Origin of the sequence: Desulfobulbus oligotrophicus (genome assembly GCF_016446285.1) — a bacterium.
Classification (GTDB): Bacteria; Desulfobacterota; Desulfobulbia; order Desulfobulbales; family Desulfobulbaceae; genus Desulfobulbus; species Desulfobulbus oligotrophicus.
In genome coordinates this window covers 736,606-761,890 of the sequence record NZ_CP054140.1, presented here as the reverse complement: position 1 = coordinate 761,890, position 25,285 = coordinate 736,606, and the positions used below count along the sequence as shown (strand labels likewise).

Annotated in this window: 24 protein-coding genes; 17 read left to right on the top strand and 7 right to left on the bottom strand. The window is 53.2% G+C overall.

Annotated elements, in window-relative coordinates:
- Positions 1–343 precede the first annotated feature (343 nt).
- The 15 genes from HP555_RS03510 (at position 344) to HP555_RS03440 (ending at position 17,336) form a co-directional block, all read left to right on the top strand.
- A complete protein-coding gene (locus HP555_RS03510) occupies positions 344–937 on the top strand; it encodes a carbonic anhydrase (RefSeq protein WP_199263813.1) in 594 nt (197 codons plus the stop codon).
- A 417-nt stretch (positions 938–1,354) separates the two neighbouring features.
- Entirely contained in the window at positions 1,355–1,795 is a 441-nt protein-coding gene (locus HP555_RS03505; protein WP_199263812.1) for a response regulator, read from the top strand.
- A gap of 23 nt (positions 1,796–1,818) precedes the next feature.
- Complete coding sequence (locus HP555_RS03500) at positions 1,819–2,337, top strand: CBS domain-containing protein (protein WP_199263811.1); 519 nt, start codon at positions 1,819–1,821, stop codon at positions 2,335–2,337.
- Between the two features lie 38 nt (positions 2,338–2,375).
- Entirely contained in the window at positions 2,376–3,866 is a 1,491-nt protein-coding gene (locus HP555_RS03495) for an SLC13 family permease (RefSeq protein ID WP_199263810.1), read from the top strand.
- Positions 3,867–3,963: 97 nt separating this feature from the next.
- Positions 3,964–5,250 carry a sodium:proton antiporter NhaD gene (gene nhaD, locus HP555_RS03490; RefSeq protein ID WP_199263809.1) on the top strand — a complete coding sequence of 429 codons (1,287 nt, stop codon included), beginning with the start codon at positions 3,964–3,966 and terminating at the stop codon, positions 5,248–5,250.
- Between the two features lie 120 nt (positions 5,251–5,370).
- A complete protein-coding gene (locus HP555_RS03485; protein ID WP_199263808.1) occupies positions 5,371–6,792 on the top strand; it encodes a sigma-54 interaction domain-containing protein in 1,422 nt (473 codons plus the stop codon).
- Positions 6,789–7,130: a NifB/NifX family molybdenum-iron cluster-binding protein gene (locus HP555_RS03480; protein WP_199263807.1), complete on the top strand. Its 342-nt coding sequence runs from the start codon at positions 6,789–6,791 to the stop codon at positions 7,128–7,130. Before HP555_RS03485 ends, HP555_RS03480 begins: the two co-directional genes overlap by 4 nt.
- A 39-nt stretch (positions 7,131–7,169) precedes the next feature.
- Positions 7,170–7,553 carry a response regulator transcription factor gene (locus tag HP555_RS03475; RefSeq protein ID WP_199263806.1) on the top strand — a complete coding sequence of 128 codons (384 nt, stop codon included), beginning with the start codon at positions 7,170–7,172 and terminating at the stop codon, positions 7,551–7,553.
- Positions 7,554–8,070: 517 nt separating this feature from the next.
- Positions 8,071–8,604 carry a helix-turn-helix domain-containing protein gene (locus tag HP555_RS03470; protein WP_199263805.1) on the top strand — a complete coding sequence of 178 codons (534 nt, stop codon included), beginning with the start codon at positions 8,071–8,073 and terminating at the stop codon, positions 8,602–8,604.
- Between the two features lie 243 nt (positions 8,605–8,847).
- Entirely contained in the window at positions 8,848–9,276 is a 429-nt protein-coding gene (locus HP555_RS03465) for a response regulator (RefSeq protein ID WP_199263804.1), read from the top strand.
- Between the two features lie 63 nt (positions 9,277–9,339).
- On the top strand, positions 9,340–10,620 hold the full coding sequence (locus HP555_RS03460) for a sulfite exporter TauE/SafE family protein (RefSeq protein WP_199263803.1): 1,281 nt from the start codon (positions 9,340–9,342) through the stop codon (positions 10,618–10,620).
- 1 nt (position 10,621) lies between these two features.
- A complete protein-coding gene (locus HP555_RS03455; protein ID WP_199263802.1) occupies positions 10,622–11,323 on the top strand; it encodes a hypothetical protein in 702 nt (233 codons plus the stop codon).
- 647 nt (positions 11,324–11,970) lie between these two features.
- On the top strand, positions 11,971–12,396 hold the full coding sequence (locus HP555_RS03450) for a response regulator (RefSeq protein ID WP_199263801.1): 426 nt from the start codon (positions 11,971–11,973) through the stop codon (positions 12,394–12,396).
- Positions 12,397–12,798: 402 nt separating this feature from the next.
- The gene (locus tag HP555_RS03445) at positions 12,799–16,386 is read left to right on the top strand and encodes a proline dehydrogenase family protein (protein ID WP_199263800.1); all 3,588 of its coding nucleotides are present in this window, start codon (positions 12,799–12,801) and stop codon (positions 16,384–16,386) included.
- A 32-nt stretch (positions 16,387–16,418) separates the two neighbouring features.
- Complete coding sequence (locus HP555_RS03440) at positions 16,419–17,336, top strand: DMT family transporter (protein WP_199263799.1); 918 nt, start codon at positions 16,419–16,421, stop codon at positions 17,334–17,336.
- Between the two features lie 119 nt (positions 17,337–17,455).
- On the opposite strand, the gene ilvC is transcribed toward HP555_RS03440, so the two are convergent.
- The gene (gene ilvC, locus HP555_RS03435) at positions 17,456–18,931 is read right to left on the bottom strand and encodes a ketol-acid reductoisomerase (protein ID WP_199263798.1); all 1,476 of its coding nucleotides are present in this window, start codon (positions 18,929–18,931) and stop codon (positions 17,456–17,458) included.
- Positions 18,932–19,453: 522 nt separating this feature from the next.
- On the bottom strand, positions 19,454–19,951 hold the full coding sequence (locus HP555_RS03430) for a universal stress protein (protein WP_199263797.1): 498 nt from the start codon (positions 19,949–19,951) through the stop codon (positions 19,454–19,456).
- 303 nt (positions 19,952–20,254) lie between these two features.
- On the opposite strand from HP555_RS03430, the gene HP555_RS03425 reads away from it, so the two are divergent.
- Both HP555_RS03425 and HP555_RS03420 read left to right on the top strand, forming a co-directional pair.
- On the top strand, positions 20,255–20,686 hold the full coding sequence (locus HP555_RS03425; RefSeq protein ID WP_199263796.1) for a PilZ domain-containing protein: 432 nt from the start codon (positions 20,255–20,257) through the stop codon (positions 20,684–20,686).
- 185 nt (positions 20,687–20,871) lie between these two features.
- Complete coding sequence (locus HP555_RS03420) at positions 20,872–22,134, top strand: MFS transporter (protein WP_408639840.1); 1,263 nt, start codon at positions 20,872–20,874, stop codon at positions 22,132–22,134.
- 195 nt (positions 22,135–22,329) lie between these two features.
- On the opposite strand, the gene HP555_RS03415 is transcribed toward HP555_RS03420, so the two are convergent.
- Genes HP555_RS03415 through HP555_RS03395 form a run of 5 tightly spaced genes read right to left on the bottom strand, consistent with a single transcriptional unit; the run spans position 22,330 to position 25,266 of the window.
- Positions 22,330–22,689 carry a NifB/NifX family molybdenum-iron cluster-binding protein gene (locus HP555_RS03415; protein WP_199263794.1) on the bottom strand — a complete coding sequence of 120 codons (360 nt, stop codon included), beginning with the start codon at positions 22,687–22,689 and terminating at the stop codon, positions 22,330–22,332.
- A gap of 21 nt (positions 22,690–22,710) precedes the next feature.
- Entirely contained in the window at positions 22,711–23,085 is a 375-nt protein-coding gene (locus HP555_RS03410) for a NifB/NifX family molybdenum-iron cluster-binding protein (protein WP_199263793.1), read from the bottom strand.
- Between the two features lie 29 nt (positions 23,086–23,114).
- Entirely contained in the window at positions 23,115–24,020 is a 906-nt protein-coding gene (locus HP555_RS03405) for a nucleotide-binding protein (protein ID WP_199263792.1), read from the bottom strand.
- Positions 24,008–24,871: an ATP-binding protein gene (locus HP555_RS03400; RefSeq protein ID WP_199263791.1), complete on the bottom strand. Its 864-nt coding sequence runs from the start codon at positions 24,869–24,871 to the stop codon at positions 24,008–24,010. The genes HP555_RS03405 and HP555_RS03400 overlap by 13 nt, the downstream gene beginning before the upstream one ends.
- Positions 24,868–25,266 (bottom strand): DNA-binding transcriptional response regulator, encoded by a 399-nt coding sequence (locus tag HP555_RS03395; RefSeq protein ID WP_199263790.1) that lies wholly within the window; start codon positions 25,264–25,266, stop codon positions 24,868–24,870. Before HP555_RS03395 ends, HP555_RS03400 begins: the two co-directional genes overlap by 4 nt.
- Positions 25,267–25,285: the final 19 nt, after the last annotated feature.

Below are 25,285 nucleotides of genomic sequence, written 5' to 3'. Positions count from 1 at the left end.
TTGACCAACCGTCAAGATAAAATCAGTGGGGTCGGAAAAATCGTTGAGGCGTTTTCAACGCAGGTTTTACCACTCGAGGAACATGTTGAACCAAAAGCAGACAATTTGGTTATCATGTGTCGCAATAATACGACACTGTGCTGTTCGTACTGCCTTAAAAAATCTGGTCGTGAACAGTGTGGCTCGGGATTTTTTTTCTGTATGCTTCTTGTTATTTTCTTGCAGAAACACATTGATGCTGATAAAAAGCCCCAATTTTCCGTAGGGGGGCGGCGTCGGCAAAAGCGTCGGTGTGGTCCATCCTGTTCCACAATGAAACACTCCAATTATAAAGGAGCACGCCATGACTGTAACAAAACCACGGTTGTCCGGGCGAGAGGCGCTTGAAGTTCTGCTGACCGGCAACCAGCGCTTTGTCAGGGGACAGCTTGAACACCCGAATCATTGCAACGAGTCACGCAAAAAACTGCTTGATGGCCAGGAGCCGATTGCCGCGATTCTGACCTGCGGGGACAGCCGTGTGCCGCCGGTGGATATCTTTGATCAGGGGCTGGGGGACCTGTTCGTTCTCCGGGTGGGGGGCGGTGTGATCAGTGATCACATGCTCGGCAGCATTGAGTATGCTGTGGCGCATCTTCACACCCCTCTGGTGATGGTAATGGGGCACTCCTCGTGTGGGGCCATCAATGCGGCCTCCAGGGGTGCCAAGGCCTATGGTCACATGGCCACCCTGATTCCGCCGCTTGCTACTGCCTTAAAACATACCATGGGGCTTGAGGGCAACTGGTGTGACAATGCCTCTAAAGAGCTGGCCCGGACCACGGCTAAAAAAATTGCCGAGTCAGAGCCGGTTATCGCCGATATGGTGGCTGCCGGCAAAGTGTTCGTGGTTGCCACCTATTACGACATGGCCACCGGTGTGGTGAGCGTGCTTTAACCGGACTGCGCCTCTTCTCGCACCCTTCAGCATCCCGGGTGGCGCTGCAGTTCCGGCGGCTGCCACCCGTCTTTCATCCGGACATTCGTCCGGCGCATACCCGTCGCATCACTCGACCGTTGGCAATGCAACAACCAGAAACCCAACGCAACGGTTGGAAACATTTTGAAACAGTTATCTGTTGCAAAAAGTTTCTAATTGTTTCGTAACGCCTATTATAGAAAACATTCCTATTTACAATTTATACGGTAATTTACTGTTTTTTATTAAAAAACATAAAAAATGATGAAGTTGGCCCCAGCCTTGCAACTTCCTGATTGAAACTGAATAGTGATTCAGTTCCGGTACGGATATCATTGCTCATCTGTGGTAAGCAGCTACGCACTTTCAATGTAAAACAGTATCAGAGGAGAGACTATGGAGAATAACATGGAGGCAAAGGTTCTGCTCGTTGACGACGAAAAAGAATTTCTGGAAACATTGTCTAATCGGCTTGAGCTGCGGGGACTGAAGGTGAGTGCCGTCACCAGCGGTGAGCAGGCGGTTATCGAGGCCAAAGAACAGGAGTATGATGCTATTGTTGTTGATCTGTCCATGCCCGGTATCGACGGTCTGGAGACCCTGCGTCGGATCAAGGCCGATAACCCCGGGGCGGAGATCATCATGCTCACCGGTCACGGCTCCATAAAGAGCGGCGTAGAAGCCATGAAGCTCGGTGCTACCGACTTTCTGCAGAAGCCTGTTGAGCTCTCCGAGCTCCTGGAAAAGATCGGTGAGGCCAAAGGCCAGAAGATGCTGGTCCTGCAAAAGCAATCACAGGAAGAATTGCGCAGGATCGTCAAGAGCAAGAGCTGGTAACCTCAACCCACAAGGAGAAAGGCATGAATACAATGCCCATTATCAAGGACCTTATTATCCCGCTGGAACAGTATCCCCACGTGCGCGCCAATGCTCCGGTGCACGATGCTGTGGGGCAGCTCTTCACCCACGTTGATGACAACGGCAGACTGAAGTACAACGAGCTGCTGGTGATCAACAGACACTTCCAGTATGTCGGCCGCCTGACCCTGCGGAACATTCTGACCTGTTATTTCCCGAGCCTGTTTCTTGATCGGAAGCGATCTTTTTTTTACGGTAAGCCCATATATTTTTCCGAGTTGGCCATTTTAATGGAAGACAGCTTTCAGGAAGAATGCAAACGCCAGGGGGGGCAGCCGGTCCGTGGATTCATGCAGCCGCCGATTGAATCGATTGAGGCTCGTCTGCATCCGCTCCATGCTGCGGAAGTGATGGTGGATCAGCGGCTCTGCTCGCTGCCGGTGGTCGAGAATGATACCGTTATCGGTGTTATCCTCCTGGTCGACGTGTTTCAAGCCCTGGCTTCCAGGTGTTCACTGTAAGCCCTTCCGTGCCCGTTTACTGCTAAAGGAAAAAAACCATGTCTGCTATGATCGTCAAAGAACTCCCGGAAACGAAGGCCCCGTTCGACTGGAAGCGCACCCTGTTTCTCGTCGGCGGACTCGCCCTGTTTTTTATTATCTATTACGCTCCCCCGTGGCCGGATGCCATTGATCCCAAGGGAGAACATTTTGTACTGTCCAAAGAGGCCAAGGGTGCGCTGGCTGTCTTTGCCGTTGCCGCCACCTGGTGGATCTTTGAAGTGGTGCCGATCGGTGTTACCAGTCTTTTGATTGGTACCTTGCAGGCCCTGTTTCTCATTCGTACCCCGACCGAGGCTTTTAAAGACTATATGGATCCCTCGGTACTGTTTATCTTCGGTTCAGTGGTCATCGGCATGGTCTTTACCAAGACCGGTCTGACCCGCCGGATCGCCTACAAGATGCTCTCAATCATCGGTGAACGAACATCGATGATCATGCTCGGCTGTTTCCTCATGACCGCCGCCCTGACCCATGTCATGGCCCACACCGCCGTTGCCGCCACCATGTTTCCGCTGCTGATGGCAATCTATGCCCTGTACACGAATGAGAAGACACCCACTAAGTTCGGCAGGTGTCTGTTCATGGGTATGGCCTATGTAGCCGGTGCCGGTTCCGTGGTAACCCTCCTGGGTGCTGCTCGCGGCGCTGTGGCCCTTGGTTTTTATAAAGACATGATGAATGTGGAAATCGGTTTTGGCACGCTGACCTACTACATGTTCCCCCTGGGTTGGCTCATGACCTTTCTGCTGTGGGGTTTTTTCATGGTCCTCAGTAAACCTGAACGGGATCGTATTCCCGGGTTGAAAGAAAAAGCCTCCCGGATGTACAAGGAGTTGGGTGGTATCACCCGTAATGAAATTGTGGCGGCCTGCATCATCTTCGGTGTGGTTCTGCTCATCGCTCTGAAAAGCTTTATCCCGGCGTTGGACAATCTGGACAAGACCGGTATCCTGCTCAGCTCCACCATCCTGTTTTTTGTCTGCAAGATCCTTGATCTTGATGATCTGGAAGATATTCCGTGGAACATCATCCTGCTGTTCGCCGGTGCCATGTCCATCGGTTTCTGTCTCTGGCAGACCGGTGCGGCCAAGTGGATGGCTGTCAACTGGCTGGTGCTGTTTCAGAAGGCCCCGGCAGTGGTCTTTATCATGGGAATGGCCTTTTTTGTACTGGTCATGACGAACTCCATCATGAACGTTGCCGCCATTGCCATCTCCCTGCCCGTGGCCCTGGTTATTGCCCCTTATCTGGGGGTTGCCGGTGAGGTTATTCTCTTCTCCGCTCTGGCCACGGCCGGTATGCCCTTTATGCTCCTGATCGGCGCTGCTCCCAACGCCATTGCCTACAACTCCAAGCAGTTCACCCCCGGCGAATTTCTCAAGTTCGGGATCCTGGCATCCATCATGCTGATGGTAGTTCTGTGGGCCTTTGTGTCCTTTGTCTGGCCGCTGATGGGCATGGAGGTGTTCGCTCCAATACAACAATAAATAATAACCAACACACAGTTTTGCGGCTCACCCTCCTTCGGGAGCACTCCGGAGGAGGGTAACTTATCATCTTTTATCGGTTTCTTCAGGAGTTACCATGCTCACCGCCCTGGTTATTGTTTTTGTGCTGGCCTATGCGGCCATTGCCCTTGAGCATCCGCTCAAGGTGAACAAGTCGGCTTCAGCTCTGCTGGCTGCAGGTCTGCTTTGGACAATCTATGCCCTGAACAGCAGCGACACTGTTCTTGTTGCCGAAAATCTGCGGGAATCAGTGTCTGCCACTGCTCAGATCATCTTCTTTCTTATGGGTGCGATGACCATCGTCGAGGTGGTTGATGCCCACAACGGTTTTTACACCATCACCAGTCGAATCAGGACCACCAAACTGAGCACCCTGCTCTGGCTGGTCTGCTTTGTCACTTTTTTTCTCAGTGCTATCCTTGATAACCTGACCACCACCATTGTCATGATCTCCCTGGTCAAGAAACTGCTGGATCGCCATGACGACCGGCTGTTTTTTGCCGGGATGATCGTTATCGCCGCCAATGCCGGCGGCGCCTTCAGCCCGATCGGTGACGTGACCACCACCATGCTGTGGATAGGCGGTCAGATCACGAGCCTCAACATCATCAAAGGGGTGGTGCTCCCCTCTATTGTCTGCCTGCTTATCCCGTTGATCATCACCAGTTACAGCATGCGCGGCCGGGAGGTTGTTTCCCCCAGTTCTGTTGAGCGTCGGCCCGGGTTTGAGACCACTTCCTTTGAGCAGAACTTTATGTTCTTTATGGGGATGGCAACCCTGATCTCCGTGCCGATCTTCAAGGCGGTCACCCATCTGCCGCCCTTCATGGGCATCCTTTTCGGCGTTGGGATCCTCTGGCTGGTCGGAGAGATCCTTCATCGGAAAAAACCGGAAAATGATTTCAAGCAACATCTCAGCCTGGTCAATGCTCTGAGCCGGATCGATATGAGCAGCATCGTCTTCTTCATCGGCATCCTGTTGGCTGTTTCCACCCTGGAACACTCACATATCCTGGGCAATCTGGCTGCCTGGCTGACCCAGACCATAGGTCGTGAGGATATCATTGTTACCCTGATCGGTCTGGTCAGTGCCGTGGTCGACAATGTCCCGCTGGTTGCCGCCTCCATGGGCATGTATCCCATGGCCACCTATCCAACCGACAGCTTTTTATGGGAATTTTTAGCCTACTGTGCCGGAACCGGCGGCTCCATCCTCATCATCGGTTCTGCTGCCGGTGTTGCTGCGATGGGACTGGAGAAGATTCATTTCTTCTGGTATGCTCGGAAGATAGGCCTGTTGGCCGCTGTCGGCTATTTTGGCGGCATTTTTGTATATATTGCTCAGTACAAGCTCCTCCACTGAGCATGTTCCATGGACTGCTGTAATGTTCTGTTTTCCACTGCCCTCCGGCATCATGACCGGGGGCAGTGGACCAGGAAGAGACACTGCTGATTGATTTTCCGTGCGGCATCAGAAAGAACGATGAATGACAATTTCACGCACATCCTATCGCAAGGCATGTATCCGGCATTGCTCAACGCCGTCCCCCACGGTATCGCAGTGACCGATCGGGACTGCAAGATCGTGGCAATTAATAACACGCTTGAAGCCCTTACCGGAGTAATGTCGGCTGATGCGCACGGTGTGTTTGTTGATTTTGTGCTCCGTTCCAACATCGCCCGGCGTGGACGGACATTTCGTGATGTGCTTGCCGGTGGTGATCCCATGGTGGTTGAAGGTGATATCGTCAGCCGGGATCGTCGCAAGATCCCCATGCGTTTTACCATCACCCCCCTGCAAACCGTTGATGAACAGACAGTCGGTCTGATCATCGTTCTTGATGACCTCTCTGCAGTGGTGAGCCCCGCAGGTCTGGAGGGCGACAGTGCCATTTCCGAGTCGATCATCGGCCACAGTTCCAAGATGCGGGAGGTGTTTGAACTGATCCCCCTGATGGCGCATACCGAGGCTTCGGTGCTTATTACCGGTGAAACCGGTACAGGCAAGGACAAGATCGCCGAGGCCATTCACAAGCGATCCAACAGAGGCAGTAAGCCTTTTATCAAGATCAACTGTGGCGCTTTACCAGAGGCCCTGCTCGAATCAGAGTTGTTTGGTTATGTGAAAGGGGCCTTTACCGGAGCTACCAAAGACAAACCCGGTATGTTTCGACTGGCCCAGGGAGGCACCTTGTTCCTGACGGAAATCGGCGACATGCCGTTACCGCTCCAGGTCAAGCTGCTTTCTGTGCTTGATGACCGCGAGTTTTTCCCGCTGGGTGGTGAACGCAAGGTGCAGGTGGATGTGCGAATCATCGCGGCCACCCATCGTCCGCTTAAAGAACGCGTCTCTCAGGGACTGTTCCGTGAAGATCTTTTTTACCGGCTCAATGTTCTTCAGCTGCATTTACCGCCGTTGCGGGAGCGGGAGTCTGATATCCGCTTCCTTATAAACCATTTTTTGCGGTTTTTTGCCGAACGCACCGGCGGCAGCGTTAAAACCTTCAGCGATGAAGCTCTCCGTTTGCTGATGGACTATGCCTTTCCCGGTAATATCCGCGAGTTACGTAATGTTGTCGAGTACTGTACAAATATCTGCCAACACCAGCAGATCGGAGTTGATGACTTACCAAAACAGTTGCTGGCTCATACCAGATCAGCCTCCCAACCGTCCGCGGCCTCTCCGCTTTTCTCTTCAATCCCGGAAAGACCTGATCGTCCCCGGGAGACCAACAGAGACTGGCTGAGCATTGAAAAGGAGATGATTATCGATACCCTGACGCAAACCCGCGGTAATCGCTCCAAAGCTGCTGCCCTGCTGGGATGGGGACGTACGACACTCTGGCGTAAACTTAAAATCCATGGCCTGATGAGCCCAACCGAACCGAACAACGAACAGGGATGAAGATACTCCTCACTATTCAAGACTCCAGCATAGCCCCCAGGTTTGATCAGGCCACGGAGGTCATGATTGCTGAACATGACGGTCAGCGCCTGCATGGTGAACCCCGGACAATTATTCTGCCTCACCGAAGTGCTGAAGAGTTAAGCGATCTCATTGTCAAGGAAGGGGTCGACTGTGTGATCTGCGGCGGCATTGAAGAGAGTTATCATAAATTTTTTATCTGGAAAAAGATCAAGGTGTATGACGGGGTCATCGGCAGCCATGCAGAGGCCCTGCAGCGTTATCTGGAGGGAGAGTTGCTGTCCGGCATGATTTTACCGTCAGCACAGGTTGAATGACCTCCATCAACAGTGTGCGTCAAGCCGCTGGAGCACTGTATGCAACCTGTTCGCGTGCTTACCATTGCCGAAGATGAGGAATTCAGCGACATCCTTACCGATCGGTTACGTTCATGGGGCTTTGATGCCACTGCCGCTGATAACCGGCGTGAAGCACTGGAAACCGTCCTGGTGCGACCTCCGGACGTGGTGGTCCTCAATCTTCGGGCTGAGCATGATGATGACCTTGAAACGTTGCGTCTGCTCAGAAGCCGCAATCGGAATATTGAGGTTATTCTGCTCATCTGCAAGGGAGCCACGACAACCGGTATACGAGGTCTGGAACTCGGTGCCTTTGACAGCCTCCCTCAACCTGTTGAATTGGGAGAGCTGATCGAAAAAATCCATCTGGCCTGCAACCGGCACATCTCCACCATGGAGTGACGACGGTTCCGGTCATTCTTTCGCATAGCGGCAGATCAGGTGCTGCTGTGTCCCTGCCTTGCCTGTTCCCCGTTCTGTCAGAATCTCTACACTGCTGTGTGCCTGTCAAAGCGCAGGCAGAACGGTTCTCTTTTTCAGGTGGTGTATCACCTGTCAGATATGCGCCCAGGGGCCTGATACAGGCGTATGTCCTTATTTCATTCCCGCAGGTTCTCATTTTTTCTTCTGTTACCATTCATGCACAAAACAATGGAAAACACGACGGTTGTCACTGTTTTTACACATTCAGTTTTAATCAGTAATATCAATTAGTTGCATAGAGATGTCTTTTTGTGTGTTACCGGATGTACACAGAAGAGTCTTGTGAATCATTGACGTGTCACAAAGCCCGTTGCTTTCAATGAACTGATATTACATATAAAAAATAATTATATAGCGAAAGGTCCGAGACTGGTCTCTTCTGTGCAAATCAAAAGACAGGGAATCGATGATTTTCCAGTGACAGCAGGGAGAAGACATGACAAATCAGACCAGCTCACAACATGTATCGAGTGGTCACGAGTACCTCGATCTGCAACAGGCTGCGGTCATCTGCTCTGTTTCTGATGAGCGGTTTGAAAAGTGGATTGAAAAGGGAGTCATCCCGGTCATCGATATCGGCGGAAAGAAGCTGATCCATTCACATGACCTGGTGCAGCACCTTGTCCGGCACAATATACCTATTCCGGCCCGTCTGCTGCAAGGCAACAGTAAAAAAGTACTGTTTGTTCTTGCGGGTGAGTCCATTCACCATGCAGTGACCACCGAAGTCATCTGGGCACTGTACCGGCTGCGCCAACAAACCTCCTATATCTTCGATGTTGTTCGACTCGACGACAATATCGAGCTCAAGATCATCACCTTCAACCCGGATAAAATTGTTCTTTTGCAGGAGGAAACCAGCCACCAGGATACTGAAAGTGTCCTGCACCGAAGTGCGAACAGCTCCATCCCGATTTTCACACTGACCAGCGGCCGGACTTCAGGGCTCGACCAGTTTCTGAACGAATGACAGAGGAAAACAGGATGAACCGCTTCTCTGCATCAGTATATGTCAAAAAGGGGAGACCAACAGCGCGACGGCTTCCATATCGTCGTGACCTCTTATCAGGAAAAACCCCGACGGGAGAATCCATTGGTCTGTTCCCGGTTTCTCCCTGTCGAATCGTTTTACGGGCCACTGCTTTTCGGTTGAAGCCGTCCGCAGGTATCCCGTTGTTCTGTATCCGCACCCCCAACAAAGAGGAGGAATATTATGGCACTGTACACTGTTTTGATTGTTGATGATGAAGAGGAATTTCGTGAAATGACCACCAAACGTCTGACGAAGCGCGATCTTGAATGCGAAAGCGCACCGGACGGAGACACAGCTTTGGAAATGATCACCAGGAAAAACTATGATGTTGTTTTGCTCGACGTGAAAATGCCGGGTCGTGACGGTATCGAAACTCTGCGGGAGATCAAACGAATTGCACCGATGACCGAAGTTGTCATGCTCACGGGACATGCATCGGTGGAATCCGGAATCAACGGCATTAAATATGGCGCCTTTGATTATCTGATGAAGCCCATGGAACTCGATCCGCTGGTTGAAAAACTCAATGCCGCCTATGAGCGCAAGCGGAGTCAGCAGGAAAAAATCGAGATGGCCCAAATTAAAAAAGATATGTCCCGGCCGAGCTGAATCGGTGGGGTTTTCGTCCACAACAATCAGGCTGTTTGCATTGACAGCAGAAAGGAGAAAACAATGAATTTTTTTCGTGATCTGAACCAATTCATGATGGCCGGGGCCAGGGCCCATGCCCGATGGGAATTGGAAATGTCCACCAACATTCTGAAGAGTCGCAAGCGGCTGCTGGTGCTCGGTTTACTGATGATTCCCGTCTTTTTGGGAGGGTATGCCTTTGCAGACGCCATCGGCCAGGCGTTGCCGTCTTTTATCGGCGGTAAGTCGGCCTATGGCCCCTCTCATTATACCAACCTTATTTTCGGTGCCTCTGTGCTGGTCGGCCTGTGTGCCGGTCTGATCACCGGTTGTATCGGGGCTGGTGGCGGCTTTATTATCGCACCGGCGCTGATGAGTGCCGGCGTCAAAGGTATCCTTGCAGTCGGTACGGACCTGTTTCACATCTTTGCCAAGGCGATCATGGGCTCGGTTCTCCATCGCAAGCTCGGTAATATCTCGGTGTCGCTGGCGGTGACCTTTCTGATCGGTGCCGTTGTGGGAACCACGGTCGGCGGTTACATCAACCGGAGTATTTATGACGCCAATCCGGTCTTAAGTGACATGTTTATCACCTCTGTTTATGTGATTATCCTTGGTTTCCTGGCCTACTATGCCATGAGCGATTATCTCAAATCCCGTTCCAAGAAGGTGGTGGTTGCAGAAGGAGCAACCAGGATCGCTGAAGAGATTCCGGCAATGGGTAAACGTCTGCAGTCCATCAATATTCCGCCGATGCTGACCTTTGATGAATCTGTTACCCCCGGCGGTCGCCGGATATCGGCTCTCTTTCTGGTTATCTCCGGGTTTATCGTTGGTATGGCAGCGGCGATCATGGGCGTTGGCGGCGGATTTCTGACCTTCCCGATGTTCGTCTACGGTTTGGGCGTCTCCTCCATGACCACCGTCGGGACCGACATCTTCCAGATTGTCTTTACCGCCGGGTACGCCGCCATTGGTCAGTATGCCATCTATGGCTTCATCTTCTATACCCTGGCCATGGGCATGCTGCTTGGCTCACTGATCGGTATCCAGATCGGTTCAATTGTTACCAAGGTGGTTCCAGGGACCACTATCCGCGGATTCTATGCGATAACCGTCAGCGCGGGTTTCCTGAACCGGGTCTGTGCTCTTCCCGACAAACTGGTAAAGATGGGTTATATCAGCCTGTCGCAAGACGTCATTAAAATCGCTGACATGATAGGTAATGCCGGATTTTTCATCATTATCACTACCTTTGCGGTATGGGTTTTTTACTGCTTTTTCTCCAACCTCAGTGTTCTGAGACCAAAAGAGGTGAACTGATATGGCTAGTTCAGCACAACTTAAAACCACCAGCATAGTCCTGCTGGCCTCCTTCTTCGTCGTTCTTTTTGCCATCTTTTCGCCGCTGTTTCCAGGTGCAGGTGGTCAGAAGGTGAACGGACTCGATTATCTTGATAACTTTTTCAACCAGTTGGCAAAAAGTTCAGCCTATTATATCCCCGGTCAGCTGGAACAGGCAAAGAAGTACGACGGGCAGCAGTTTTCTGCCACGTTGAAGATGAAAAATGAAGCCGACGCCGCCATTGTTGCCCAGCTGTTGACCACGAACACCATCGATGCCACCACTGAAGGTGACCAGGTACAGGTGAGTGGTGATTTCGGAGCAATGATGGCCACCATACTCAGCGATGCTGATCTCATGTACAAAAATGACGGTACCGCTCTGAAAACCAAGTATGGGGTGACTGAACGGCAGGTTGTTTATTCGTGGCACCAGGCTCTTGATGCCATGGAAAAAGACTTCACCGGGTCCGGTCAATTCGAGCAGGCGAAGTTTGTTAAAAACTGTATGGCAAAGTCTGTGGAACCTGCCTACAACTTCTACGAGGTGGAGGCTAAACCGGTGAAGGAAGAGATGGTTCTTCTGATTGCCGCGCTGGCCTTTTACGTTATCTACACCATGTGGTACGGGTACGGGCTGCTGTACTTGTTTGAAGGCTTAGGTATCAAGCTTGACCATTGATCGATCACTCCAACATCTGGATTGATCCTGCAACGGCCGCGACAGACCTTGTCGCGGCCTTCTCCATGACAGTACCATAACCCGGTGCGACCAGATGTTGTGCCGCCACCTGTACAAACCTCAGATCACAGCAGTCCTCCGCTCACCGGCAAGACCGGGTTGACAGAGCCGGTGCACAATGGGCACGCTCGTGTCCCATGGTACATAACCAACCGCTCATTTTGCTTCTTAAGCTCCTCCGGCGCATGCAGAATCCATCAGATTCCGGTTTGAATTGGCGTCTCTCCAGGCTGATATCCCTTGATTGCAGGGCTCACTTTTTCCTGAGCACGATAAATTATTTTCTTATTTCGGAAAAGTGTTGTACTCTCGTTCGCTAAATCAAGATAACAGAATGCTCTGGTCGCGGTTTTGCTGGAAGACCGGCCATGGGGCGTTACTGTTTTCCTGTCTGTCTAAAATGAATACCTGAGTCGACAGACTTGACCAGTGGACGGAGAAGGATCGGAGCAGCTGCGGCTGGGGAGCTCGACAGTCTCGATCATCTTGCCGTTCATGTGTACTATCTGAAAAAATGCTGATAAATAATGGCCGTGTGCACTGCTGCCCAGTCAGCGTTATTCACGAGATAAAGGACAAGCTGAACCATGAGTAATCAGTTTGCAGGCCTTGATGCTGCATTAAAAATTCATCTGCTGCTGGTTGATGATGAGTCCGAGTTCAAGGAGATCATGCAAAAGCACCTGGGCCGGGCCGGGATCCGTCTCAGTGTTTCCGGAAGCTGTTTTGAAGCGCTGGAACTTTTGGAAGATCAACGCCTGGATGTGGTGATCATGGACATGAACATGCCCGGCATGGACGGCATTCAGTGCCTGCGTAAGATCAAAGAACACTGGCCACTGGTTGAGGTGATTATTCTCACCGGCCACGCTTCCGTGCAATCCGGAATAGAGGGAATGGAAAGCGGGGCCTTTGATTACTGTCTCAAGCCCATTGATGTCCGTGAACTCATCGAAAAGGTGGAGCTGGCAGCTCAGAAGGCCCTGATCAACCTTGAGGATAAAACCCTGTAACTATCCCTTCAGTTGCACCGGATCAACTCTTTGTGTATCCGACAGATATACCGGGCTGTTCCGGTGGCCTGAACTGCAGAACGGTGAACAGACCGATGCGCCGGAGTACACATTCGGCTGCCCCATGAACACGAGTCTGCTGCTCTGTATCAACGACCCCGACAGTCTGGATTTCAGCTCCAGGCATCCGGAAAATAGTGTCTCTGCAAAGAGCCGCGATCAGGACATCGAATCGACTCCGGCAGCCGTGGGTAGATCCACCATGCACAGGCTGATCAGGTTAACTTCCCGCTGCTTTGCAACCCGGGCAGATCTCTTTTCGGCCCAGATGGTTTTCCTCTGGATATCCCTATCCAACATAGCGATTTTATTATCTCATTCTCTGCACTGCAAGGTGATCCCATGCCCGACCTCGATCCGTTGATCATTGACCAGACAGTGACCCTGGCCGAACAGTGGCAAAATCGTGCCAACCAGCTGCTTACCCGTGCTGAACAGGGCTATCAGCGCCGCTTACAGCGGCTGATGGCCAATCCCGGAGACAAGGTGCTCCTCAGTCGCATTATTGATCAGAGTTTTCGGCCTGATTCCCACCAGAGGGTGGCTGATCAGCTCCGCAGCCTGCTCCGCAAGCACGGTTTGCCCCGCAGCCTGACCTTGACGGAACGGCTGGCGCTCCGTCTGTTCGCATCCTTGCCTCCACAGTTGACTGCACCGGTGGTCTCGCCCCTGATCAAGGGAATGCGTTCCGGAGCCGGGCAGGTCATTCTTCCGGGAGAGCTGGACCGGTTGCACGCCCATCTTCGTCAGCGCCACCAGCAGGGTGTGCGTATGAACATCAACCACCTCGGTGAGGCGGTTCTCGGTGAAGAAGAGGCCGCCCATCGGCTGGCCACCTACATGCAAGACATGGCTGACCCGGAGATTGAATGTATCTCCATTAAAATTTCCACCCTCTACTCTCAGATCAGTTCTCTGGCCTTCAGGCAGACCGTTGATCTCCTCAGGGAGCGCCTGACCGCTATCTACCGGGCAGCCGGGAAACACAGTGTCAACCGTCCCGACGGCACCACTGGTGCTAAATTTGTCAACCTGGATATGGAAGAGTACCGGGATCTGGAGATTACCTATCATGTGTTTACAACGACCTTAGACCAGGAGGAGTTTCTTGAACTTTCAGCCGGTATCGTGCTCCAGGCCTATCTGCCGGACAGTTATGCCATTCAGCAGGAGCTGACCGCCTGGGCGCAAAAGCGACAGGCCCGGGGGGGCGGTCCCATCAAACTCAGGATCGTGAAAGGGGCCAACATGGAGATGGAAAAGCTTGATGCCGCCTTAAACAACTGGCCGCAGGCACCCTACGATACCAAACTGGAGGTTGATGCCAACTTCAAACAGATGATCGCCTACGGGATGCAGCCGGAAAATATCCGTGCGGTGCATCTTGGTATAGCCTCCCATAATCTCTTTGACCTTGCCTATGCCGGTGTCCTTGCCAGGGCCAACGGTGTTGAATCTTTTTTCTGTTACGAGATGCTGGAAGGCATGGCTGATCATGTACGCCGTGCTCTTCAGGAATCAGGGGCAGACCTGCTCCTGTATGCACCGGTTGCCGCTCAACACGAGTTTATCAATGCCGTTGCCTACCTGATCCGCCGTTTGGATGAAAATACCGCCCCGGAAAATTTTTTGCGATTTGCCCCCCGTCTTAAGGTCGGCTCCCCTCAATGGAAGATGCTTGAGGCTGGATTTCGCCGTTCCTGCACAACGACCGTCCGGACAACTCCCAATCGTACCCAGAACCGCGGGGCTGAAACCTTTACCGCACAAAAGCCTGTTGTCCCGCGCTCGTTTTTTGTCAATGAGCCGGATACAGACTGGGCTCTGGCTGCTAACCGCGGCTGGGTTGAGGCAATTCGCGAGCAATGGCACAAGGTGCAAGAGGAAGAGGTGATTGCTGTTCCTCTGGTTATTAACGGTGAAATCCTTGCGCAAGATCGTCCGGTTGTCGACTGTCATGATCCCAGTCGCCCTGGAATGCTCGTTGGCCGTTATGTCCGGGGTGTGGCTGAGGATGCCCACCGCGCTCTGACGGCTGCAACTGCTGATACGGATGGCTGGCGCCGTTTGAACAGCCGTGAGCGGCACCGGGTGTTGTCACAGGCAGCCATGGCTCTCAGGGCCGCCCGGGCGGATCTTGTCGGGATGGCGATGGCTGAAACCGGTAAGATCTGCACCGAGGCCGATATTGAGGTTTCCGAGGCGATTGATTTCACCGAGTTGTATCCCCTGGCAGCCTCCGAATTTGATACCTTACCGAACGTGCAGCTCTCTGGGCAGGGTACGGTGCTGGTTATTGCGCCGTGGAATTTCCCCATCGCCATCCCCTGCGGCGGGATTGCCGCAGCACTGGCCGCTGGCAATACGGTTATCTTCAAGCCCTCATCAGATGCCGTGCTGACCGGCTATCGTCTCTGCCAATGTTTCTGGGAGGCCGGCGTTTCGCAAAAAACGCTGCAGTTCCTTCCCTGTTCGGGTGCGGACGTTGCCCCGATCCTCACTGCGGATGAGCGTGTGTCCGCCATCATCCTCACCGGTGGAACCGAGACCGGTCTGCGTATCCTCGCGCAAAGTCCGGGGGTGTATCTGGCGGCAGAAACCGGCGGCAAGAACGCCACCATCGTCACCGACATGGCCGATCGCGACCAGGCAGTTAAAAACGTCCTTCACTCGGCGTTTTCAAACAGCGGTCAGAAATGCAGCGCCACTTCACTGCTTATTTTAGAAAAAACAGTCTATGACGACAGTCGTTTTCGTCGGCAGCTGGTGGATGCCGCTGCCAGCATACAGGTCGGTTCAGCATGGGATTTTGCCACCCGCCTCGGACCGCTCATTCGGCCACCTGCCGGTGAGCTGCTGCGAGGGCTGACCACCCTGGAGGCCGGTGAGGAGTGGGCCCTGGCGCCAACCATGGTCAATGGAAATCCACAGCTCTGGTCGCCGGGTATTAAGTACGGGGTCCGACCGGGAAGTTTCACCCATCTGACCGAACTGTTCGGGCCGGTTTTGGGGGTGATGCGGGCCGAGAATCTCAATGAGGCGATCAACCTTGTCAATCAGACCGGTTACGGTCTGACCAGTGGCCTGGAGAGCCTGGACACCCGGGAGCAGGAGACATGGAAGGCACGGATCAGGGCCGGTAACCTGTACATCAACCGTTCCACCACCGGCGCCATTGTCCTGCGTCAACCCTTTGGGGGGATGGGGAAATCATCCCTGGGGCCGGGGCTCAAGGCCGGAAGTATCGAGTACGTGAGTCAGTTCATGTGTGTCACGGAAACCGAGCCGCCTGCAATGACACCGCCCAGCGGTGAGCACAGACTTTTTGTGATCACACAGGAGTGGCGTCGTCTGCTCCGATGGGGGCACTGGCCGTCATTTCGGGGGGATCTTGAACAGACCATCAGAGCGGTAACCAGCTATATCCACAGTATGGAAACCTGTTACGGACTAACCCGGGACTACTTCCATCTTCGCGGTCAGGACAATCAGCTGCGCTGGTTGCCGATCAAGGATCTGGTTATTCGTCTCCATCCTGATGACAGTCTGTTTGCCACGCTGGCACGCTGTGCCGCCGCTCTCTTCGCCGGCTGCACCCCCGGTCTTTCTCTGCCGCCGGATCTGACAAACCAGGTCGTTGAATTTTTAACAGGGCACCAGGGCAAACGATTCTTGCACGGTGTCTCTTTGGTAACTGAAACCGATGAGCAGCTGGCCGCACGAATCAGCAGTCTGGAGCGCCTGCGTTACGCAGCACCGGACCGGGTTCCTGTTGCAGTGCTCACAGCCGCCGCCCGTACCGGAACGTGGATTGCCCGGACACCGGTGTGCATGGAAGGCCGGTTTGAACTGCTCCACTATCTGCGGCAGCAGGCAATGTGCAACAACTATCACCGGTATGGGAATGTGGGCGAACGTGCGGTGGATTGAGCTGTCCATCCGATCAGGCCTGGCGGTACTCTTTGTCAACACGTAAAAAACTCCGCCCTGCTGTGAGCCGGCGGGCAACAGCCACGCTTCTCACCTGCCTGGTCATCCTCTTCTGGGGTGGCGCAGCTTCGGCCTTCAAGATCGGTCTGCGCCATGTGGACCCGTTTTCCCTGCTGCTGTATGCAACGGCAATCTCAACTCTTTCTCTGCTGCTGCTTCTGCTTGTCCGGGGCCGATCAGCCGGGCTGACAGTTGTCCCGGTTTCAGCCGTATGGAGGGCTCTCTTACTCGGTATTCTCAACCCCTTTTGTTACTACCTGGTTCTTTTTGCCGCCTATGCCCGACTGCCCGGTCAGGTCGCCATGGCCCTCAACTACGGGTGGCCCGTGGTCCTGACACTGCTGGCGGCTCCTATCCTGGGGCAATCACTCAAAAAACGTCAACTCGCTGCCATTGGTGTCAGTTTTATCGGAGCGATCATAATCGCCACTCGGGGACAGTTTATCGGCTTTGGTGAACTCAGCGGGTCAGGGTTGCTTCTGACCGCCGGCTCAACAGTGATCTGGGCCTTTTTCTGGCTCCTCAATACCAAAGACGATGTTGATCCGGTTCTTAAGCTCTTCCTTGGTTTTTGTTCCGGACTGGTCTGTACGCTGCTGGTCAGCCCCCTGTTTGGTGGATTTGTCCGGCCACCCCAGGCTGCCTGGCCTGCACTCATCTACATCGGGCTGTTTGAAATGGGGATGACCTTTGTTCTCTGGATGACAGCCCTTAAGCTCTCGTCTTCAACGGCCCGCCTCAGTAATCTGATCTACCTGACGCCATTTTTATCCCTGCTCTTCCTGCACCTGTTCATCGATGAACAGATCCATCCCGCAACGTTTATCGGGCTGTTCTTGATCGTGGTTTCTCTATTGTATCAGGAGTGGACTGCCCATCGGACACAGTGAATATCGCGCTGATAGCAGCGATGGTCTGCGGTTTTTGGGGGAGGCAACAGAAGATTGTCCGCCACATAAAAAAACCCCCTCCGGGCAGCAGAGGGGGCATTGCACTGTGAAAAAAACCGTCAGATGATCGGCTTCATGGCACTCATGTGCGAGCGGAGTTCTTCGCCCACCTGCTCGACAACGGTATAACGAATAGCGGCATTGACCGCAATCAGTTCAATATTGTCCACAGCACTGTCCTTGACATCCAGCCCCTTGCCAATGACATTGGTGCCGATCTCCTTCATGAAATCGGCCAGTAGCGGCACTGCCTGATGTGCAAACAGATAACAGCCGTATTCAGCGGTATCAGAGATGACCACATTCATTTCATAGAGTTTTTTGCGGGCAATCAGGTTGGCGATCAGCGGTACCTCATGCAGACTCTCATAGTAAGCCGATTCCTCCCTGATACCGGAGGCAACCATGATGTCAAAGGCCAGTTCCACCCCTGCCTTGATCATGGCCACCATTAAGATACCTTTCTCAAAATACTCCTGTTCACTGATTGCAACTGCAGAAGAGGCTGTTTTTTCAAAACCTGTTTCCGCTGTTTGTGCACGCCAGGCAAGCAGGTTTTTGTCGTCATTGTCCCAGTCTTCCATCATGGTTCTGGAGAACTCCCCACTCATGATGTCGTCCATGTGCTGTTCAAAAAGTGGTGTCAGGATCTCCTTGATCTCTTCGGAGAGGTAGAAAGCCTGCAGTTTGGCGGGATTGGTCAGCCGGTCCATCATGTTGGTGATGCCACCGTGTTTAAGCGCCTCAGTGATGGTTTCCCAGCCATACTGGATCAGTTTGGCGGCGTAATCAGGGGCAATGCCTTCATTGACCATCTTGTCAAAGCAGAGCAGGCTGCCTGCCTGGAGCATCCCGCAGAGGATGGTCTGTTCACCCATCAGATCGGATTTGACCTCAGCCACAAAGGACGATTGCAGAACACCGGCCCGATGACCGCCGGTAGCGGCGGCGTAGGCTTTGGCAATGTCCCACCCATCACCGTTGGGATCATTCTCCCGATGTACAGCGATCAGAGTCGGCACACCGAAACCTCGCTTATACTCTTCACGCACCTCGGTTCCCGGCGCTTTCGGAGCCACCATGATGACGGTCAGGTCGGGACGAATCTGCATTCCCTCTTCAACGATGTTAAACCCGTGCGAGTAGGAGAGGCAGGCCCCCTGTTTCATCAGAGGCATAACCGCATTGACAACATTGGAGTGCTGTTTGTCAGGGGTAAGGTTGATGACCAGGTCGGCGGTGGGAATCATCTGCTGATAGTTGCCCACGGTGAAACCGTTATCAGTGGCATTTTTCCAGCTCTGTCGCTTCCCGTTAATGGCGGAGTCGCGCAGGGCATACGACACGTCCAGACCCGAGTCACGCAGGTTCAGCCCCTGGTGTAACCCCTGGGCACCACAACCGACAATGACGATCTTTTTACCTTTGAGCCTGCTCACACCGTCAGCGAATTCGGATTCATCCATAAAACGGCATTTGCCCAACTCTTCCAACTGCAAACGCAGCGGTAAGGTGTTGAAATAGTTTTGTCTCATATTGTATTCCTTTTTATTTTGAAATGTGGTGTCTGTCCCGGCAAGGGATGGTGAATATCTCTTGCCGTCTCCCGACTCCTTTTTTTGTGTTGTTTAACATACACGATATTTCCGTTGGGAAAAGTGATTTGTTTGCCCTGCTTTGCACTGCGGCAATGCATTTCCCGCAGCAGCGGTTTATCGATACCTGAACAGATCAGGCAGCCGTTGACGTCGTTGTTGCAACTAAAAAAGTACTGTTGCTAACCGGTATGAGTATTGTCGGCTGTATGCAGCGTGTCCGGGAAATGATGAAGAAGGTGTTCAGGCCGGCGATTGGGCACAAAGATGTGAGTTTTCCTCAGTGCTGCTGGCTTTGTCGCAGCAGTTGGAGCCTGGGAGAGATTCATTTTGTACACGGGCACTGCTATGTTATGGTCATCGGTACTCTTTGTACCAATGACCATGTCTGCGACGCCTCCCCGATATTTCGGACGCGCCGTGTCAGCAGGCAGCAGAGATGCACCGGTCCATCCGCAGGCCCTACTCTTCAGTGATTGGAACCACCAGCACCGGGATAGTACTGTGCCGGGAAACACGGCGAGCAGTGGAGCCCATCATTGCACTGCCAAGAAATGAGCGGGATGAGGTGCCCACAACGATCATGTCTGCCTCGTACCTCTTGGCAATCTGTAAAATGACCTCGCTGGGTATACCGGTGGCCACTAAAATATCGGTTGGCGGTGCCCAGTCCAAGCCAAAGGCATCCATTTCCTCTTTACTGTACCTGGCTAACCGTTCTTTCATATGGTGCAGGATGTCATGGGCAGCATCCCTGTTGATCTTTTCTGCAGTTTCACCGGAAAGATAGTTGGCAATGATGGTGGAACCGGTGGTACCAAGCGGTTCAACAACGTTGAGTATCAGCAGACGGGCATCGTAATGACGGGCCATGCTGACAGCCAGACGAAAAACTGCTCGGGCATTTTTCCCCAGATCAGTTGCATAGAGAATAGTTTGAATAATCGGTGCCGGAACCATGTGTCCTCTTTTGTGGTGTTTGGAGCGTTAGGCCGACCAGGCTCGGGGCCGGCAGATCATCGGGTGGCTGAACCTGTTAAAAATTGGAGGCAACGGTGCACAGGTAAAGCATAACCTCCAAAAAGCACATAACATTCAATACAAAAACCACCTGAAAGTGTCAATTTGTTTTTCACCGCCTCATTTTTATCCGCGATTGCTCTCTGCACTGCAGAATACAGGGCAGTCCCCGTCTTCCCCATTGACAAAATTTCCCGGGCGGGGTGTATTTGGAGGAAATCGTCTCAACAGTTGGAGGTTCCCATGGCAGGCCGAACCAAAAGCATCAACGTTAAGGACGGAAGAATCCGTACCACCTGCGATCGCTGCGCTAAAAAACAGTATGTCGTTATTCCGGCGGGGTTACGGAAAAAGATGGTGCGCTGTACCTGTGGACATTCCACCTTTTACACCCTGAACCACCGGGCATCCGGCAGAGAGTCCACCTGTGGCAAGGCCTATATCATTCTTCAGAACGGCAGTGAATGTCCGGTTTATCTCAGCGATATCTCCATTGGGGGGGTTGGTTTTACTGTCCCTGCACAGTACAGCCGCAGCATTGCTAAGGCACATGATCTCCGCATCAAATACCGTTCGGTCTCCGGATCGATGGTAATGCGGAGAATCCGGCTCAAAAGCCTGAGTAAAAACCGGGTCGGTGCAGAGTTCACCGACATCAGGGTCTACTCGTTCTAAAAATATCCGCAGAGTCCCTTCTCAACAGTATCAGTTGTACCTGATGATGACCGTTACGTAACAAAAGAGGCAGAGGGACCGTGCTGACGGTTACCGCCAGACAGGTGAAAGACAGACCGCACTTTCACCGCTGAGTTCAACCTCAAGCATCTGCCGGATAGACGAACGAGCAAATCTGTATGCACATGACCAGAGAAGAACGCCACTGGATTCTTTACGACGTTGCCAATTCAGCTTTTGTGCTGGTTATGGTCACGGCGATCATGCCGATCTATTTCAAGGATGTGATGGCTGCCGGGCAGCCTTCCCACATTGCTACGGCAAACTGGGGGTTTGCCAATGCTGCCGCTTCCCTCGCGTTGGCGCTGCTTGCCCCGGTGCTCGGGGCCATGGCCGATTATCCCGGCCGGAAAAAGATATTTTTCGTTGGTTTTCTTTTAGCCGGTGTCTTTTTCAACTTAACGCTTTCCCTTGTCCCTGCAGGACACTGGCTGCTCTGTCTTCTGCTGTTTGTTCTTGCCCGGGTCGGCTGGGCCGGGGCGAATATCTTCTATGACGCCTTTCTGGTCGATGTGACCACCCCTGAGCGCATGGATCTGATTTCCGCCCGCGGTTACGCCTATGGGTATATCGGATCAGTTATTCCTTTTGTCGGTGTTATCGGACTTCTTTTCATCGGTGGTGGCGGTGATACCCTGCCGGTTGGATCGGTACGGATCGGCTTTGTTGTTGTCGGTCTCTGGTGGCTGGGTTTTTCGCTGCCCGCTGTTGGTACCCTGCGGCAGATCCATGCACTGCCTGTTTCGTCTACACCTTTTCGTGACAGCTTCCGCCGCATTGGGAAGACCATGCTCGAGATCCGGCAGTATCCGCAGGCCTTTCTCTTTCTCATGGCCTATTTTTTTTATATCGATGGTGTTGATACCATTATCACCATGGCTACGGCCTACGGCCGTGACCTTGGCTTCAGCATTTCGCTGTTGATTGTGGTTCTGTTGTTTATTCAGATCGTTGCCTTTCCCTTTGCCCTGATCTACGGCCGCCTGGCCACCCGGTATACCGCCAAAACCATGCTGATGGCCGGTATCCTTCTTTACTGCCTGGTAACGGTCGGTGCCTTTTTTCTGCCGGCAATTATTGATCCGCTCTGGAAAAAGCTCGCTTTCTGGGGCATTGCCTTCCTTGTTGCCTCTGCCATGGGGGGGATTCAGGCACTGAGCCGCAGCTTTTTTGGTCGCCTGATTCCTCCGGAAAAAAGTGCTGAATTTTTTGGCTTCTACAATGTGTTCGGGAAATTTGCCGCCATCACCGGACCGTTTCTGATGGGGCTGGTCGGTCGGCTGACAGGCGATACCCGTTGGGGTGTACTCAGTTTGCTGGTTTTGTTCGCGATCGGCGCCCTCATCCTGTCCAAAGTGCGTGAAGACGAGGTGGTGGGAAAACGGTAACGCCTGGGATTACCACCGCACCACACGGTGTGCAGGATGCGCTGTCGGCTCTGGTGCCAAGGAAGAATGAGGCAGAACTCGTTTGGTGATCGTTCCCTGATGTTTACATAAAAAAAGACCGTTTAGAAGACAGGAAAAGGCTCCACTTCTAAACGGTCGTTATGGACAGCTATACAGGATACGATAACCCTGTTCTTACCAGTGCGCCTCCTTGTTCGGTGCACTGGAGTACGTGACGGCCCCTTCTTTGAACGCGTTGACAGCATCACGGACAGTACCGGTTACATCGCTGACCACCTTGACGCCGGCCGCTTCCAGTGTTGTAAAGGCCTTGGGCCCGCAATAACCGGTCATCAGCACTGCAGCGCCCTTATCACTGACCATGGTTGCCGCCTTGATACCTGCGCCCTGGAATGCGTTGACGTTGGCGCTGTTGTCCACAGCCTCAAATTCCATTGTTTCGGTATCGACAATGACAATGTAGGGGGCGCGACCGAAACGAGGGTCAACCTCGCTGCTGAGCAGAACCCCTTTGGATGTTACCGCTACTTTCATGTTGTCTCCCTGGTGACCGGTTTAACGCTGCCCGCCGCCGCAGACCTGGTCATCTGTGATTTTAGACAGATTGCCAGTCAAAAAATCTTCAACCACCGGTCGGATCTCCGGACGGACGCCGTCGTGGTAGACATCTATACCAGCCTGTTTAAATCCCATCAGAGGTCTCATGCCGATACCGCCGACAACCAGCGCATTGACTCCGGCTTCGGCCAACAGGTTAACCGGTACCATACACCCGCCCTGCACATGTTCTCTGTTGGGTAGGATCGATACCTGAGTGATCTTCCCGTTCTCGATATCAATGCAGGTAAAGACGTCGCAGTGGCCGAAATGACCTGATCGCATGCCGTCTAAACCACCCTGTCCCTCGGAGGGGATCGCTAATCGCACCATGGTGTTCTTCTCCTTTTGTTCATCTATCGTTATTGAATTGTTGCTTTTAAATCCACGATTCCATAGGAATGCATGGAAGGTGAGGTGATGATCTTGTTCCAGATCTCCCGAACCACCTCATGCGTCGGTGTTTCTTCGCCGTACTCAAGCAGGGTCTTGCCGGCGACCATGGCATGGGTAAAGACCGGATCAAACGGTATCTTTCCCAGAACCGCTACATTACGTTTTTGGGCAATATTCTCGATGGTCTCGGTCATTGCCGGGTTGAGGTCGAACTTGTTGATACACACCATGCCCGGTACGTTGAAGTGAGCGGCGAGATCCAGCACACGTTCCATATCATGTACACCTGAAACCGTGGGTTCAGTGATGATAAGCAGTGCCGTGGCCCCGCCGATGGCTGCAATCACCGGGCAACCGATTCCGGGAGGGCCATCGGTGAGGATGAGGTCATGGCCGTGCTCTTCTGCGAGTTGTCGTGCCTCTTTGCGGATCAAACTGACCAGCTTGCCCGAGTTCTCTTCAGCTATGCCGAGCCGGGCATGCACCATGGTGCCGAAACGGGTGTCTGAGACATACCATTCACCACAGCGCTGGACCGGAAATTCAATGGCCCCGGCCGGGCAAAAGTGAACGCACACACCACAGCCTTCGCACCGGATAGGGTCGACCACCAGCCGCTCGCTGATGGCGTCGAAGCGGCAGAGGGTACGACAGGTATCACATCCGGTGCAAAGGTCGGGGTTGATCCTGGCTGATTTGCCGCCCATAAAATCGTGGTGCTGCCGTATTTCAGGCTGCATCAGAAGATGCAGATCAGCAGCGTCCACGTCGGCGTCGCACAGCACAGTGTTGACGGCAAGGGACGCAAGAGCGGCGGTCAGGCTGGTTTTACCGGTCCCTCCTTTGCCGCTGATGATAACTAATTCACGCATGCCGCCTCCTTGTTGACCTTGACGATCTGTTCAATTTTAGCAAACAGCTCGATAAATTGATGTCGCCACTCAGGTAACGCATCAACCATCATCCTGCCGCGGGAATAGGCCTCGGCAATTTGCCGGTCAAAGGGGATGGTCAGCAACAGCGGGAGTTCCTCTTCTTCAGCATACTGAAAGACGGCGTTATCACCGATATCAGCCCGGTTGACAACCAACCCGGCAGGAATACCAAGCAGTTTGACGGCCTCCACCGCCAGCTTGAGGTCATGCAAGCCAAAGGGGGTGGGTTCGGTCACCAGAAGGACAAAATCGGTTTCGTGCATGGCCGCGATCACAGGGCAAGACGTTCCCGGAGGGGCGTCGATCAGGGTGATGCGATCAGGGTCAGCCGCAGCCCGGACCCGTTTAATCAGGGGTGGTGACATGGCCTCGCCCACCCGAAGACGACCGTTGACAAATGCAACCTCCCCGGCGTTCCCTACATTGAGCGTACCCAACTCGCGGCTGGTTTCCGTGATCGCTCCTTCCGGGCAGACGAGCATGCAGCCACCGCAGCTGTGACAGAGTTCGGCAAAAACCAGCACCTGTTTACCCACCACGGCCAAGGCGTTGAATTCGCAGAAATCCGCACATTTTCGACAGAAGGTACACTTTGTCTCGTCAATCAGCGGAATCGGCGTTGTCACCGGCTCGCTTTGGGTAAAGGTCGGCTGTAAGAACAGATGGGCGTTCGGCTCTTCAACATCACAGTCGAGCAACTGCACCCGGTTGCCGAGGACCTGCGCCAGGTTGGTGGCCACGGTGGTCTTGCCGGTACCGCCTTTTCCACTGGCAATACTGATAATCATAAGTCAGCCTGTACGGTTGCCGGTTGCAGCAATCCTGAGATCTTGTTCAGAGCGGCCAGGAGCGTTTCAGCATCCTGTTCGCCGGGCTGACGGGGCAGCTGCAGCAAAACTCCCAACCCCTCAGTGCTCTCATGGAACTCCTCTTCCGGCAGAGCACCGACAAGAGCAGTGTTGGCAAGGGGATTCACCTTCACCAACCGGTTGATAAATTCCAGACCGCTCATGTCTTCCAGCTGTTCATCAACAATGACAAGATCAATCGATGCATCCTGCAGGTGGCTCAACCCGGCCGCGCCGGTCACCACAGGAATCAGGTCGACATGCTTTTCCCGGCGCAGACGGGAGACAAGGGCGCCGAAGCGCGAGAAATCCTTGGCAATAAAAACAATGGTCAAAATTATACTCCGTAAAAAA